15 protein-coding genes are annotated in these 14,728 nt (G+C 40.9%); 14 read left to right on the top strand and 1 reads right to left on the bottom strand.

The window, feature by feature from the left end; genetic code table 11:
* Positions 1-56: 56 nt before the first annotated feature.
* The gene (locus EHO58_RS08370) at positions 57-1,136 is read right to left on the bottom strand and encodes an aminopeptidase (RefSeq protein WP_135679641.1); all 1,080 of its coding nucleotides are present in this window, start codon (positions 1,134-1,136) and stop codon (positions 57-59) included.
* On the opposite strand from EHO58_RS08370, the gene EHO58_RS08365 reads away from it, so the two are divergent.
* The 14 genes from EHO58_RS08365 (at position 1,135) to EHO58_RS08300 (ending at position 14,725) form a co-directional block, all read left to right on the top strand.
* A complete protein-coding gene (locus tag EHO58_RS08365) occupies positions 1,135-2,235 on the top strand; it encodes a S1C family serine protease (RefSeq protein ID WP_135628578.1) in 1,101 nt (366 codons plus the stop codon). The two genes, EHO58_RS08370 and EHO58_RS08365, sit on opposite strands and share 2 nt — an antisense overlap.
* A gap of 25 nt (positions 2,236-2,260) precedes the next feature.
* On the top strand, positions 2,261-3,565 hold the full coding sequence (locus EHO58_RS08360) for a pyridoxal phosphate-dependent aminotransferase (RefSeq protein WP_135679640.1): 1,305 nt from the start codon (positions 2,261-2,263) through the stop codon (positions 3,563-3,565).
* A 3-nt stretch (positions 3,566-3,568) separates the two neighbouring features.
* Positions 3,569-4,342, top strand: coding sequence for a glutamate racemase (murI, locus tag EHO58_RS08355; RefSeq protein WP_135679639.1), 774 nt, complete (start codon positions 3,569-3,571; stop codon positions 4,340-4,342).
* 77 nt (positions 4,343-4,419) lie between these two features.
* Complete coding sequence (lsa19, locus tag EHO58_RS08350; RefSeq protein WP_135679638.1) at positions 4,420-5,031, top strand: adhesin Lsa19; 612 nt, start codon at positions 4,420-4,422, stop codon at positions 5,029-5,031.
* 53 nt (positions 5,032-5,084) lie between these two features.
* Positions 5,085-6,122: a phosphoribosylformylglycinamidine cyclo-ligase gene (purM, locus tag EHO58_RS08345; protein WP_135679637.1), complete on the top strand. Its 1,038-nt coding sequence runs from the start codon at positions 5,085-5,087 to the stop codon at positions 6,120-6,122.
* Between the two features lie 21 nt (positions 6,123-6,143).
* Positions 6,144-7,400: a chloride channel protein gene (locus EHO58_RS08340; RefSeq protein ID WP_135628573.1), complete on the top strand. Its 1,257-nt coding sequence runs from the start codon at positions 6,144-6,146 to the stop codon at positions 7,398-7,400.
* A 73-nt stretch (positions 7,401-7,473) separates the two neighbouring features.
* Positions 7,474-9,510 (top strand): sensor histidine kinase, encoded by a 2,037-nt coding sequence (locus EHO58_RS08335; RefSeq protein ID WP_135679636.1) that lies wholly within the window; start codon positions 7,474-7,476, stop codon positions 9,508-9,510.
* A 37-nt stretch (positions 9,511-9,547) separates the two neighbouring features.
* Positions 9,548-11,332 (top strand): DNA mismatch repair endonuclease MutL, encoded by a 1,785-nt coding sequence (mutL, locus tag EHO58_RS08330; protein WP_135679635.1) that lies wholly within the window; start codon positions 9,548-9,550, stop codon positions 11,330-11,332.
* 3 nt (positions 11,333-11,335) lie between these two features.
* Positions 11,336-11,932, top strand: coding sequence for a YqaA family protein (locus EHO58_RS08325; RefSeq protein ID WP_135679634.1), 597 nt, complete (start codon positions 11,336-11,338; stop codon positions 11,930-11,932).
* 45 nt (positions 11,933-11,977) lie between these two features.
* Positions 11,978-12,220 carry a hypothetical protein gene (locus EHO58_RS08320; RefSeq protein WP_135679633.1) on the top strand — a complete coding sequence of 81 codons (243 nt, stop codon included), beginning with the start codon at positions 11,978-11,980 and terminating at the stop codon, positions 12,218-12,220.
* Positions 12,204-13,466 (top strand): replication-associated recombination protein A, encoded by a 1,263-nt coding sequence (locus EHO58_RS08315; RefSeq protein ID WP_135679632.1) that lies wholly within the window; start codon positions 12,204-12,206, stop codon positions 13,464-13,466. The genes EHO58_RS08320 and EHO58_RS08315 overlap by 17 nt, the downstream gene beginning before the upstream one ends.
* Before the next feature lie 88 nt (positions 13,467-13,554).
* A complete protein-coding gene (locus EHO58_RS08310) occupies positions 13,555-13,878 on the top strand; it encodes an ArsR/SmtB family transcription factor (protein ID WP_100710562.1) in 324 nt (107 codons plus the stop codon).
* A gap of 3 nt (positions 13,879-13,881) precedes the next feature.
* Entirely contained in the window at positions 13,882-14,346 is a 465-nt protein-coding gene (locus EHO58_RS08305) for an SRPBCC domain-containing protein (RefSeq protein WP_135679631.1), read from the top strand.
* A 10-nt stretch (positions 14,347-14,356) separates the two neighbouring features.
* Positions 14,357-14,725, top strand: coding sequence for a DoxX family protein (locus tag EHO58_RS08300; protein WP_135628566.1), 369 nt, complete (start codon positions 14,357-14,359; stop codon positions 14,723-14,725).
* Positions 14,726-14,728 lie beyond the last annotated feature (3 nt).

Raw genomic sequence — 14,728 nt, 5'->3', positions numbered from 1 at the left:
AAAGTATAAAACGTATCGACGAATCTATTCCTGAAAATTTTTCATTCGAAAACGATTTAATTTTTCTCTTCTAATAGTGCTTTCCTCTCTTCTGCACTTCTCTCTTTTAACTTTTTCATCTCTTCGTGGAATTTAGAAAAATCCTTTCCAACTTCTATAAACCTTCTTTTGAAATACCCGGTTCCGGAATTGTATCTAAGCATTCCGATGAAGTCTTCATTATTCCAATCTTTTTCTGCAAGTTTTTTAGAATTGATCTTAGTCCATTTTGTTTGGAGGATTTTTTTTCTAAAGTCGCCGATGATCTCCGATTTTTTGGCTCTTAGCACATCATCTGTGTCACCTTTCGAGTATGCTGCCTTTAGTGAATTTGCAGTTTCTATAATTAAGTTTTTATAAAGTTTCGTTTCTTCTTCCGATTTTCTTCTTTCTTCTAAAAGTTTTGGGCCTCCGATCTTTAAGACATATTCCTCCGAGCCCTGGTCTTCTACAAAACTTGCATAACTTTCATTAAATAAAGTATCTCCTGGAAAATATACTGTGGCATGCGCCATTTCGTGGATAACGATTGAAGCTAGATCTCCCGGATCTTCATAAAGTTGAGAAGAGAATAACGGGTCTTCGAACCATCCCAAGGTGGAATAACCCGCTGTGATTCGTATTCTTGTATCGAAGCCCTGGTCTTTTAAAGATTGTTCTTCTTCTTTTACTTTTTCGAGAGAAAAATATCCTTTGTATGGGACTCTTCCTGCAATGGGGAACCACCAAGTATAGGATTCGAATTTAAGAGGATGGCAGGCGCTTACATGCCAACCGATTGCTGGTCTATCCAATTGTACAAAACTTTTGAAGCCACCTTCCGGAGAGAGTGCCAATTCTTGGATCCCGAATTCTCTGATCTTCTCCACTTCTTTTAATTTTGTTTTGGTAGTTTCCGGTATCTCTGGATCGGCTAAAACTTCTGAGATTGCTTTTCTTTGTAGTAATATCTTTGCCTGTTCTTTTCCCAAATGATAAAGATAGGGAATACATCCTTGGCCGGAAAAGAATAGAAAAAACAAAACGGGTATCCCGGATAAGAATCCTAGTCGACGATTCTTTCCGTTAGGTAGAAGGTGGGTTGAGTCTGATTGCATGAATATTCGTCTTCCTAAAATCGTTTGGATCAATATCGGACTTTTGGTTTTATTCCTATTCGTCCTCATTCTTCCGGGAGAAGGAGGTTTGTCCTCCTTTTTCCGAGGCGGCAAACCTCTCGGATATTCCGACCAAAGAGCCGGGATCCAATTGCAGAATGCTTTTCGAAATGTTTATAATTCCGCAAAGGATTCTGTAGTTTCTATCCGTACCAAAAAAACAGAAGCGATTACAAGCCCTTATCAATATTTCGATTATCGCACCGAAAAACTTTCCTCTTTCGGGAGCGGGTTTCTCATCCACGAAAAAGGATATGTTGTCACAAATTTTCACGTGATCTTGGATGCGGAAAGTATAGAAGTAATTGCTTCCGACGGTAGTGTTTTCCCCGCTAAATTTGTGGGAAGCCATGAAAGAGCGGATATCGCTCTTCTGAAAATCAAAGAAGGAAGCGGACTCAAACCAGTTTCTTTCGGAGATTCTGATAAGATAGAAGTGGGGGATTGGGCAATTGCAATCGGTTCTCCCTTCGGTTTAGAAAGATCTTTTTCAGTGGGTGTTGTTTCCGCAAAATATAGAGAAGATCTGGATGAGACGGGCCAAACCCATATCCAAACAGACAGCATGATCAATCCTGGTTCCAGCGGTGGGCCTCTTCTTAATATTTACGGAGAAGTAATCGGGATCAATCGTTTGATCCGAAGCGATTCTGGTAGGAACACCGGCATCGGTTTTGCGATCCCGATGAATTATGCCAAAAAGATAATCCAGCTCATCGAAGAGAATAAGGGCAGAATTATCCGACCTGCCACTCTGGGAGTGATGGCGACTGTCCCACTTCCGGACCATAGAAAGGCTCTTGGAATTCCCGCAGATTGGAAGGGAGTCTTGGTCTATGATATGGATTCAGGTTCTTCCGCAGAAAGTTCCGGTTTGAAACGATATGACTTCATTATGGAAGCAAACGGAGTCCAAGTTAAAAATATTAATGATCTGAGGGAACAGGTCGGAATAGTAGGATTAGGCGGCAGGTTAAAACTTAGGATCTACAGGGAAAAATCCCTGCAAGAACTGACCGTTAGATTGATACAGAAATAATTTTTCTAAAATCATAAGGCTAGACATGAGAAGAAATATCGTTCACAGCGGTGCTGATGCTCTCATTTACGAGATCCGTCAGATCGTAGGAGTCGCTAAAAAGTTAGAAGCTCTCGGAGTTCCGATTACTTACGAGAATATCGGAGATCCCATCCAAAAAGGAGAGAAGGTCGCTCCTTGGATGAAAAAAATCGTTTCGGATCTGATCCTCGAAGACAAGTCCTGGGCCTATACGGCTACTCAAGGATTCGAAAAAACCAGAAACTTTTTAGCGGACAAAGTGAATGAAAGAGGCGGAGCGCAAATCACCGCCGATGATATATTATTTTTCAACGGACTAGGTGATGCGGTCGCTAAAATTTTCGGATTTTTAAGAAGAGAGGCTCGGGTCATAGGACCAAGCCCTGCATATTCTACACTATCTTCTGCGGAAGCTGCTCACTCCGGTTACGAGCATATGACCTATAATTTAAATCCGGAGCAGGGTTGGATGCCTGATCTGGAAGATATTGAGAATAAGGTCAAATATAACGACTCGATTGCTGGAATTCTTCTAATCAATCCGGATAATCCTACCGGTGCAGTATATGATAAAAATGTAATGCGTGAGATCGTAAAGATCGCAGAAAAATACGATGTAATGCTTATCTGCGACGAAACATATGCTCATGTGAATTATTCCGAAACAGGAACAATCCATCTTTCTGAAGTGATCGGGAACAAGGTGCCTGGAATGGCTCTTCGTTCCGTTTCGAAGGAATTTCCTTGGCCAGGTGGAAGATGTGGTTGGTTGGAGATATTCAACAAGGATAAGGATCCGGTTTTTGCTCGTTATGTAAAAACTCTTTTGGATGCTAAAATGTTGGAGGTGTGTTCTACCACTCTTCCTCAGATGGCAATCCCGGAAGTATATTCCCATCCTCAGTTTCTTCCCCATTTAAAAGAAAGAAATGAGAAGTTCAAGAAGAAGGCCAAACTTGCCACCGAGTCTTTTAAAGGATTAAAAGGTGTTACTGTAGTAGAACCTAAGGGTGCATTTTATCTTACTGTTGCATTTGATAAGGGAATTTTAGGGGATAAGATGACTCTTCCTATCTCTAATCCAAAGGCAGAAGAATTTATCAGACCTCTTCTCGGGAATTGTGCTCCGGATCGTAGGTTTGTGTATTATCTTTTGGCTTCTACTGGAATATGTGTGGTTCCACTTTCTTCTTTCTGTACTGATAGAGACGGATTTAGGGTAACACTTCTAGAAGAAGATGAGGAAAAATTCCGTTGGATCTATAATACTTTGAGAAAGAGTATAGAGGACTATACAGCTTCCGCTTAGGATATGGGAAACAATAAAGAAAGAGTTCCTAAGATCGGAGTAATGGATTCCGGAATGGGAGGACTTTCCGTTCTTAAGGAACTCTTGGATCTTCCCTATTCCGTGAATTTTCTCTATTATGGAGATCTTGCTCATGCTCCTTATGGGGAGAAACAAACCTCGGAAGTTTTGGAACTCACTCGCAATGTATGTAATTTTTTCTTAAAAGAAGAAGTAGATGCGATCCTTCTTGCTTGTAATACTGCAACCTCTGCTTCCGCTTTTAAATTAAGAGAAGAATTGTCCGTACCTGTATTCGGTATGGAACCTGCAATCAAACCTGCACTTCTGGCCCACCCTGGAGAAAAAATTGCGTTACTCGCCACTTCAGTTACTCATAGGGAAGAGAAACTGCATGCCCTGAAATCCGAATTGGGCGCGTCCGAAAGAGTAGTTCACTTAAATTGTGACGGTCTTGCGACACTAGTGGATCATGGAAAATGGGGAGAAGCCAAACTTCTTCTTAAAAACATATTAAAAATTCCTCAAGAACAAAGAATTCGTGCTCTTGTATTGGGATGCACACATTACGTATTCTTGAAAAACGAAATAAAAGACCTCTATCCGGAGGCAATTCTGCATGATGGGAACCAGGGGACCGTCCGCCATTTAGTCAGATCTCTTCATTTGGATGGAAAACAAGGGCGTCCTAATTATAATCTGTTCTTTTCTTCCCCTAATAATCTAAAAGAAACGGAAGGTCTGGCCTCCCAGTTATTACAAAAAGTATCCCCATAACAGGTGGAAATTTTTTTCCTAAAGAGTATTTTTTTGGTTCCCGGTCTAGGCGCTTTGTATTAGCTTTATGAATCCGTATGAACTCTATATCCATATCAAAGCTAGTTGTGATCCTATTAGTTCCGAGCCTATTCTTCTTCTGCAAACCTAAAGAAGAAGAAACTACGGATGCAATCGTCTCCTTTATCGTAGGAAAAGCGACTGCTGAAAAAGCGGGCTCTGTCCTGAAGGCGAGTGATCGTGTTGTGGAATCAGAAATCGTAAAAACAGACAAAGATGCTACTCTTGATCTAACCACTACTTTAGGGACAGTTCGACTCTTAGGTGGTTCCGAGGCTTCTATCGCTGCATTGAGAGCGGATCAAAATTATATTAAGATCAACTCAGGCAATATTTTGGTAAAAGTCGCCAAACTGAAAAAGAACGAATCCATCTCAATCGATACTCCTACCGTAGTAGCTGCCGTTAGAGGGACCCAATTTTGGGGACAGGTAAATCCTGCTAATGAAACAGGAACATTCGCAGTGAGAGAAGGTAGTGTTCAAATCACAAGAAAAGACGATGAGGCACGAGTTTTGGTAAAAGCAGGAGAAGCAGTAGACTTGGGACCTGGGATCAAGGCTCTAAAAGTTCGCCCTGCAGCTGCGGGAGAGCTCTCCGCAATGGAACAAATCGATCAAATGAAATAGCTTTTTTTCTGGGCATTAGACCCGAGCCGGGAATTCTGTTCTGGAGCGGGTCCATGCAAGAAGAAATCAGTTATAAATCCGCCGGAGTCGATACAGAAGCCGGCCAAGAATTCGTCAAAAAGATCAAACAAAACGTAGAATCTACCCATGGCCCAAGAGTTCTCGGCGGGCTTGGAGGATTTTCAGGCGCCTTCGACGTTTCCTTCCTCAAAAATTATAAAAATCCGATATTACTTAGCGGGACCGACGGTGTAGGTACCAAGGTAGAGCTCGCTCGTTTATTCAATATTCATGATACGATCGGCATAGACCTGGTCGCTATGTGTGTGAATGATATTCTTGTCTCCGGTGGAGAACCTTTATTTTTCTTAGATTATATAGCCTGCGGTAAATTGATCCCGGAAAGAATGGAAAGGATCGTTGCAGGTATCGTAAAAGGATGTAAACTTTCCGGAGCTGCACTTCTCGGCGGAGAAACCGCAGAACATCCGGGCACAATGGATCCGGACGAATACGATCTAGGCGGGTTCGTTGTAGGTGCAGTGGAGAAGGAAGACTTAATAGATGGATCCAAGATCAAACCTGGGGATATCGTTTTAGGTTTAGAATCTTCCGGTCCTCATAGCAATGGATTTTCTCTTATCCGCAAATTGTATTTGGAAGGTGGAAGAAAACTCCCCGCAGATCCAGGGTTAGTCGATTTCTTAAAAGAATTCGCACTTCGTCCTACGAGGATCTATGTTCAGAGTATACTGAACCTTACCAAAAAAGTTGAAGTAAAAGGAATGGTACATATCACTGGAGGAGGTTTTTACGAAAACATTCCTAGAGTGCTTTCTGATTCTTTAGCTATTGAGATCAAACGAGAGAATCTTCCTGAAAATCCTTTCTTTGCCCGAGTGCAGAAAGATTTTCCTTCTTTAACCGAAAAGGAATTGTATTCCACCTTTAATATGGGAATCGGATACATAGTCATCGTTTCTCCGGAGTCTGTGGCAGATGCAACTGCGGCTTTGGAAGAAAAAGGAGAGCTGGTCCATAAAATCGGAGTAATCACTTCGAAAAATAAAGAGTCCGTTCTTTTTGTCTGAACTTTTCAAACCGGTAGAAATATGGATCGGATCCAAACTCTTCTAAAAAATCCAATTTTTATCTTATCTAAAAAGAATCCATTCATGCTTTCTAGATGGAGTATCCTGTATGTACTCCTTGGATTATTTGCAGGAGTATTCTCAGCAGTATTTTGGAAAATTCTGGAATATCTCACCAAACTTTTAGCAGGTTTCCAAGGGCATTATATTATTCTGATCATGACCTTGTCCGGTTTGGGTATCGGACTCCTCATTTATTTCTTGGGAGAGCCTGGAGAGATCTCATTAGTAATTGATAATATTCGTTTTAGGGGAGGAAAACTCGACCCTAAAAATAATCCTTCGATGAGTTTATCTTCTTTGCTTAGTATTTCTTCCGGAGGAAGTGCAGGACCGGAGGCTCCTCTAGTTCAGATCACTGGATCTTTCGGAAGCTGGTTTGCTGAAAAGATAGGATTAGAAGGAGAAGAGCTTAGATCTATGACCATTGCCGGAATGGCAGCGGGATTCACTTCTTTATTCGGTTCTCCTTTAGGCGGAGCCTTGTTTGCGTTGGAAATCCTACAACATAGACATGTGGTAGAATATTACGAGGCATTACTTCCCGCATTTCTCTCCAGTTGTAGTGCGTATTTTGTATTCTTGTTTATGACTGATATGGGAATAGGACCTACTTGGGAATTCCCACAATATATTCCTGGCGGAATAGAAGATTTCCAATACGCGATCGGTTTCGGGATGGCGGGTGCGATCGTAGGATGGATATTTTATGGAATATTCAGGATTACTAAATTTTCTTTCTCTAAAATAACTCTTCCTATTTTTGTAAAGACTACCATAGGCGGATTACTCTTAGGGTGTATTGCGTATTACGAACCACTCACTCGTTATTTTGGTCATGACCAGTTGAATGAGATCGTAGTCACAAAAGGGAATTGGATCTTTTTCGGGACTCTTGCTTTATTAAAGATCTTGGCGATCAATATTACCGTTTCCAGCGGTTGGAGGGGCGGTATTATTATACCGTTATTCTTCGTTGGAGCTGTGGCAGGTAGATTCTTTATGGATTTTTTCCCTTCTGAAAACGAATCCTTTTTGCTGATCTGTTTGATGGCATCCGTAAATGCATCCGTAACCAAAACACCGATTAGTACTACTATATTGCTTACGGGTTTAACTGGAGTTTCCAATTTTACTCCAGTCTTATTTGCCTCTTTAAGCGGATACTTCTTGTCTCCTAAGGCCCCGTTTATCAGTTCTCAGGCGGATTCAGTTTAATTTTTAGATCGTACTCTAACATCGATTTTGTCCTGGACGATTTCCGGCAAATCGATAAAAGATAGCCAACTCTATGGGAATTTTGTCCAAAAAGGATCCGCTCTTTCTTTTGGCGGCATTCTTATTTTTCGCATACTGTACACCTTCTCCTAAAAAAGCTTTATTAGAGAATGGTGTTATAGATTGGGAGAAGTCCGTCCACCAGGGAAAATGTTTCCGAATGACGGGAGATTGGAAGTTTGCCTGGTTGGGTGCCGCTCCAGATACAAGTCTTCCCAAAGAGCCTGAAAAATTTTCCTTAAACGTTGTCCCTGGTAGCTGGACTAAACATGATTGGCCAGGTTCGGACGAGGGAGAATTTCCTAAATACGGAAAAGCATTGTATAGAGTGGACTTGGTCTCTTCTACTCCTGTAGAAAATTTACATTTGGTTTCTTATGACCAAGGAACAAATTATAGAATACTGTTTAACGGAAAAGTAATCAATGAAGTTGGGAAAGTAGGAGATCCGACCGAGGATGGTCTGGAACTTAAGACCAGCTATTCTATCCTTCCGGTATGGCAGGGAACAGCGCATCTTGATTTTGAAATTTCAAATTACCAATATAGAAAGGGAGGGCTTTGGAAACCTCCGATCTTAGGCACTGCAGAATGTGTAAGTCGCTATTATATGGACAGAAGGGACTTGGAAGGAATACTCTGCGGAGGACTTTTCTTTTTAGGTTTATTCCATATATTCGTATCTGCTTTTTATAAAAAAGATCCTTCCGCATTCATTCTGGGACTTCTTTCCATAACGGTTGGGCTAAGATTATATTCCACCGGAGTTAGATTATTTCCGGAACATTTTTTAGTGGGGCCAGAGATTTATCTAAGAACCGAATTTATCACCTGGTTTATGGGAATGCCTTTGGCCTTCCATTTTTTATTGGTAGTATTCCCTTCCGGCTTCGGTAAAAATTTTCTGAAACTCAGTTATATTTTCGCAGGAATTTTTACGCTAATCACTTTGTTTACAGGACCTGCGATCTATTCTTATCTGATCAATCCTTCATATATATTATTCGTGTTTAACGGAGCTTGTTCTCTTGTTGTTTTAGCAAAAGCGGTTTCTCAGAAAATGGTGGGGGCTTATATCTATCTCACCGGTTTTATTTTCCTTCTATTCTTTATGATAAGTGAGATATTATTTCATGCAGAACTTTTAGATTCATGGGAGTTGAGTGGGATAGGAGTAGGAATATTCGTACTCGGAAATTCTCTTTCTTTGTCTAGCAAAATGTTAAGTGGATTCAGAGAAAGAGAGAAGGTCCAAGAAATTCTGAATACCAATCTGGAAGAATTAGTCAGAAAGAGAACTAGGGAATTAGAATTTGCAAGAGACGAAGCAGAGGCTGCCAATAAAGCAAAAAGTGAATTTTTGATCAACGTAGACCATGAAGTCCGGACTCCTATGAACGGGATCATGGGGATCACTCAGATGTTATTGGATTCCGATCTCAAACCGGAACACCAAGAGATGTTGGAGTTACTTAAAAGAAGCGGGGATGCTATGATGGTCATCCTTGGTTCTATGTTGGATGCATCCAGTTTGGAAAAAGGTACATTATACCTTTTGAATAAACGTTTTAGCCTTAAAGCTTCTGTTTATGAAGCTGCGATGAGGGTCGAAGATAAGATCCGTAGAAAGAATTTGGACTTTAGTGTAACACTTTCAGATAACCTTCCTGAGATTGTGGAGGGTGATGAAGAAAGATTTAAAACTATGCTTTTGGTCCTTTTGGAAAATGCGGAGAAGTTCACCGTAAAAGGATTCGTCAAACTTTCCGGAGAAAAGATCCAAGACACCAATCTGGATTATAGGCTTAGATTTAGGGTCCAAGACTCTGGCATAGGAATCCCGGAAGATAAACTCAGTTCTATATTCAATCCGTTCCAACAAGTGGATTCCGGTGTTACTAAACCATTCCAAGGAGCAGGGCTCGGGCTTGCACTTTGTAAGGCTCTCGCCCAAAAGATGGATGGGGATATTTCCGTCCAAAGTGTGCCCGGCAAAGGTTCCGAATTTATACTAGAAATTGCTCTATCTAAACCGGAAATCCAATCTTGACATAAGATTTCCACCTTCCAAGCTGGGTCCAAACTATATGGGAAGGATCCAAGAACTCAGTCCGGAATTAATCAACCAAATCGCCGCCGGGGAAGTGATAGAATCTGCTCACTCAGTCCTCAAAGAAATGATGGAGAACTCAGTGGATGCAGGCGCAGACACGATCGAAGTGGAATCCAGAGACGGAGGTTTGACCTCACTTCTTCTTTCGGATAATGGATCTGGAATAGAAGAAGAGGATATCCCTCTTGCGATCCAAAGACATGCCACAAGTAAGATCCGTACATTAAAAGATCTTGAATTAGTTTCTTCTTATGGATTTAGGGGAGAAGCATTGGCATCCATCGCCTCCGTTTCCAAACTCACGATTGAAACAGGAACAGGACAACCTACTGCATGGAAGGTGAGGGCGGAAAAAGGACAAATCCTTTCCAAAGAATCTATCCCTGGTTTTCAAGGGACTAAGATCCTGGTTGAGGATCTATTTTATAATACTCCGGTCAGAAGGAAATTTTTAAAATCGGTTCGTTCAGAAGATAAGAAGATCCGTGACAAGGTAACCGTCCAGGCTCTCGCAAGAGAAGATATCCGATTTAGATTCGTTCAGGATCATAAAGAGATATATAGACTTCCCCCTAAAGATAAAAGAGAAAGGATCATAGACCTATTCGGAGAAAATTTCAGGGACCATTTGTTGGAGGTCCAACTGGAAAGAAAAGGTTGGAGGGCGAAAGGTTATATCAGCGATCCTGATTTTTATAAATCGAATCGAACAGGCCAGTTCATATTCGTGAATGGAAGACCGGTTGAGATCAAATATTCCTCTCATTTATTAAAAAAATGTTATGATGAACTTCTTCCTCCAAACGCTCATCCGTACTGCTTTTTGTTTTTTGAAGTAGATCCGGAATCCATAGATGTAAACGTTCATCCTGCTAAAAAAGAGATCCGTTTCTTGGATGAGGAAGGATTTAATACATTCTTCTTGCAATTGATCCAAAAAGAACTTAGATCCAGCACACCGGTCAGCTTTTTAGAATTAAAAAACAGGCTTTTAAGACCTGAACCTAAAAAGATGGAATCCACATTATATTCATTTTCCGGTAATTCTTCTCCAGGAATGGAACAACAACTTTTAGGAGGAGCACTTTATGAAGAAGTGAAACATTCTCCTTCTTTTCCTGTAGAAGCAGTCGGTCCCGGCTCCAGATTGGATGATCTAACGGATATACCGATCAAACATTCAGAGTTTATTCCTAAAAAACATTTCGGACTCTTATTCGAAACGTTTATCTTGGCAGAAGGAGAAGATGGTTTTTATATCATAGACCAACACACTGCCCACGAAAGGATCCGTTACGAAGAAGTATTAAGAAAACTGAAAAAGAAAAATTACGGCATTCAACCTCTTCTCACTCCTGTCCGTATTCCCGTATCTAAACAAGAAGCGGAAGATATCAAAGATAGACTTGGTGAATACCAAGAAGTCGGTTTAAAATTAGATTCACTCGGAGAAGACACAATGGTCCTTCGAGAAGTTCCAGGTTACTTTTTGCCGGGACATGAAAAAGAGATCGTTCTTGATTTTTTAAATCGAACCGGAGGCAAAGAAGTTCCCGAGCCTGAGTTATACGATCTTATGGCAAAATGTGTGGCTTGTAGATCTGCAGTTAAAAAAGGGGATCAACTTTCGGACCATCTAATCGCAGAGATGCTGAACCGTTTGAGTTATTGTGAGAATCCATCCCGTTGTCCTCACGGAAGACCCACCTTGGTTAAATTAACCAGAGAAGATCTGGAAAGAATGTTTCATCGCAGGTAAAATTTGAAAACGGAATCCCAAGAACTTAAAAACTCCACTGAAAATGTAATCTCCACCTTGGTCAGACAAACATTGATCGCAAGCGTGATCTTGTTATTGGTAGTACTTGTTCTCGCAAGATTTTTTAATGAAAGGGTGACTCAGGTTGCCGGGCTCTTTTTGGATTACACTGGAGTATGGGGAGTGGGACTTTCCATATTCATTGCGGACTCAGTACATGTATTTTTTCCGCCAGATACATTTTTGATCCTGGCAGTAGCGGCAAAGATGCCTGATTTCTGGGTAATCTTTTTTGCTTCTGTAGGGTCTTTACTTGCGGGAGGATGTTCTTATTCCCAAGGAAGATTCCTTCTTCCTAAGTTAACAGTCTTTTCCAAGTTCATTCGAAACCATGAAGAAAAGTTAGAAGTATACGTAAAAAGATTCGGCTTCTGGGCGGTGGTTCTTGCGGCTCTCACTCCATTGCCATACTCTTGGACTTCGGTGGCGGCTGGTGTAATGAAGATGAGGCTTGATCTTTTTTTTGCAGCGGCACTTTTTAGGATCCCACGTTTTATTCTTTATTACTATCTAATAAAGGGCGGATGGATCGGGATCTGAACATTCGGATTGACGTAAGTTATAAACAAAGGTACAAAAGTTTAGATGAAGGACGATTCTCCCAGACTCATTCCTAAAACCAGAAAAGAATTGATCTTAGAAAATTTAGATTGGTTCGCTTTACCTGTTCGTATTTCCGAATTGATAGAGAATGTATTGGATGGAAAGATCAGAGAACAATCCTTAGTATGTTGTCATAGTGCCTGCGATGTGTGCAATTCTACAATCCGCTCCTGCATACGTAAGATCCAAAGAGAATTGGAAGAAGATCTTGGGCAGTCTATTTGAGAGAGCTCCTCTTCCTCATAAGATCAGGCCTAGTTCTTTTGCTCAGGTCATAGGACAGGAAAAGGCAAAACTTCAATTACAAAAATATAAAGAACCGGTAAGCATTCTGTTGTACGGACCTCCCGGCACAGGAAAATCCACAATCGCCAGGATCTTAGGAAATACCTGGAAACTACCTTTTGTAGAATACAACGCAGTCACCACAGGCGTTGCAGATATCAAAAAACTATTAGAAAGATCCGAGAAAGAAGGGAGTATTCTTCTATTTTTAGATGAGATACATCGTTTCAGTTCTTCTCAACAAGATAGTTTATTAAAAGGAGTGGAGACAGGAGGGATTGTTCTAATAGGAGCAACTACCGAAAATCCATCCTTTCGAATTACAAGGCCATTATTATCCAGATGCCAGGTACTCAGACTTGAACCATTGGGAGAGAACGATCTTTTGGAAATACTTTCCAGAGGAATAGAATCTTTAGATCCAAAACCTAATATTACAAAAGAAGCAAGTTCATTGCTCGTCCGTTATTCGGGAGGAGATGCAAGAAAACTTCTCTCTAATTTAGAAGGACTCGTTCTTTCCAGAGATTCCGGAGCTTCCATAGAGGCCTCCGATATAGAAACATTCTTAGAAAGTAGAGTAATCGAATACGACCAAAGCGGAGAAAGCCATTATGATGTGATCTCCGCATTCATCAAGTCGGTGAGAGGAAGTGATCCTGACGCGGCATTATTCTATTTAGCGATGATGTTAGAAGGAGGAGAAGACCCGCTCTTCATCGCAAGGCGACTTATCATCCTGGCCTCTGAAGATATTGGAAATGCTTCCGTTCATGGTTTACCTTTGGCGGTCGCCGGACTGCATGCATTAGAAACGATCGGAATGCCCGAGGGAAGGATCGTTTTAGGGCAGGTCACTACATTCTTAGCTTCTTGTCCCAAGTCCAACGCGTCTTATTTGGGAATAGGTTCCGCACTTTCTTTCGTAAAAGAAAGGGGACCAAGTTTAAAGATCCCAAACCGACTTAGAAATGCTCCTACTTCTACTCATAAAAAAGAAGGAGCAGGTCAGGGTTACAAGTATCCTCATGATTTCGGCGGGTTTGTGCCATTCTCCTATTTTCCGGACGATCTTTCGGACAATCCTCCTCAATTCTATAAGCCAACCAAAAACGGAATGGAAGGAAAGATCAGAGAACATCTGGCCTCCATTTGGAAAAAGATCTCCGGCAAAAATTACGAGTAAGCCACTCTTATAATTTCCGTAAAAAACTTCAAAAAAATGTTGCGTAGTTAAATAGCTACATTTTTATTCGTAGTTAAGTGACTACATAATGAATCTAAGAAGGGACGTTTTTCAGGCAATCGCAGACCCTACTAGACGGGCAATACTCCTGTTAGTGGCCTCTCAGGCAATGACTGCAGGAGCTATCGCTTCTAATTTTGATACTGCCAGGCCTACTGTTTCCAAACATTTACAGATACTTACAGAGTGCGAATTGCTGAAACAAGAGCAAAACGGTAGGGAAATTTATTACCAATTGAATCCGAATAAGATGAAAGAAATTGCCGACTTTATAGAACCATTCCGTAACATGTGGGACGATCGCTTCAATAAGCTTGAATCCGTAATGAAAAAATACAAATCAAGAAAATAGAATATGGAAAGAAAAACCAAAATTGATGCAGAAGACGGCAAACAAGAATTGCTGATCACAAGAGAATTTGATCTTCCTGTGGATCTACTTTTTAAGGCGCATATTGAACCGGAGATCGTAGAAGAATGGATGGGGACAAAAGTTTTGAAATTAGAAGCAAGTAAGCATGGAAGCTGGCAATATGTAACCACAGATCCTCTTGGAAACAAACACGGATTTAATGGCGTTATCCATGAATTTGTTCCGGACCAAAAGATTATTCGTACTTTTGAAATGGAAAATTCGACTTTTCCACCCCAGCTTGAATTTTTAGAATTCGACTCATTGGGCGAAGAGAAAAGTAAACTTACTATGCACATAATATTCAAGTCTGTCTCACATAGAGACCAGCTATTAAAGTTACCTTTCGCACAAGGTATCAATATGGCTCATAACAGATTACAAGAAATCGTAATTAAATTAAAATAGGATTTTGGAAATGAGAAATAAGATTATATATTGGATCGCCACTGCTTGGCTTTCTTTGGGAATGGTATCGACCGGGATCGTTCAAACGATCCAAATGAAAGAAGAAGCGGATATGTTTGCACATTTAGGTTATCCCGCTTATTTGATGATCATATTAGGTATTTGGAAATTATTAGGAGTGATCGCTGTTCTTGTCCCTAAATATCCTTTGGTAAAGGAATGGGCTTACGCGGGATTTTTCTTTACAATGTCAGGAGCAGTGTTCTCTCATTTCGCGGCAGGAGACGGTGCAAAAGAATATTTTGGACCCGTATTATTGCTGGTGCTTACTGTAGTATCCTGGTATTTCAGACCCGCTGACAGAAAATTACAAGGTTGATCC

Source organism: Leptospira selangorensis (assembly GCF_004769405.1).
GTDB lineage: Bacteria > Spirochaetota > Leptospiria > Leptospirales > Leptospiraceae > Leptospira_B > Leptospira_B selangorensis.
This window is presented reverse-complemented; position numbering and strand designations above follow the sequence as displayed.

Bases quoted from the DNA above. Each gene is read 5' to 3' on its own strand.
- EHO58_RS08365 (WP_135628578.1), top strand. From the start codon at position 1,135: ATGAATATTCGTCTTCCTAAAATCGTTTGGATCAATATCGGACTTTTG.
- EHO58_RS08370 (WP_135679641.1), bottom strand. From the start codon at position 1,136: ATGCAATCAGACTCAACCCACCTTCTACCTAACGGAAAGAATCGTCGA.
- EHO58_RS08360 (WP_135679640.1), top strand. From the start codon at position 2,261: ATGAGAAGAAATATCGTTCACAGCGGTGCTGATGCTCTCATTTACGAG.
- murI (WP_135679639.1), top strand. From the start codon at position 3,569: ATGGGAAACAATAAAGAAAGAGTTCCTAAGATCGGAGTAATGGATTCC.
- lsa19 (WP_135679638.1), top strand. From the start codon at position 4,420: ATGAACTCTATATCCATATCAAAGCTAGTTGTGATCCTATTAGTTCCG.
- purM (WP_135679637.1), top strand. From the start codon at position 5,085: ATGCAAGAAGAAATCAGTTATAAATCCGCCGGAGTCGATACAGAAGCC.
- EHO58_RS08340 (WP_135628573.1), top strand. From the start codon at position 6,144: ATGGATCGGATCCAAACTCTTCTAAAAAATCCAATTTTTATCTTATCT.
- EHO58_RS08335 (WP_135679636.1), top strand. From the start codon at position 7,474: ATGGGAATTTTGTCCAAAAAGGATCCGCTCTTTCTTTTGGCGGCATTC.
- mutL (WP_135679635.1), top strand. From the start codon at position 9,548: ATGGGAAGGATCCAAGAACTCAGTCCGGAATTAATCAACCAAATCGCC.
- EHO58_RS08320 (WP_135679633.1), top strand. From the start codon at position 11,978: ATGAAGGACGATTCTCCCAGACTCATTCCTAAAACCAGAAAAGAATTG.
- EHO58_RS08310 (WP_100710562.1), top strand. From the start codon at position 13,555: ATGAATCTAAGAAGGGACGTTTTTCAGGCAATCGCAGACCCTACTAGA.
- EHO58_RS08305 (WP_135679631.1), top strand. From the start codon at position 13,882: ATGGAAAGAAAAACCAAAATTGATGCAGAAGACGGCAAACAAGAATTG.
- EHO58_RS08300 (WP_135628566.1), top strand. From the start codon at position 14,357: ATGAGAAATAAGATTATATATTGGATCGCCACTGCTTGGCTTTCTTTG.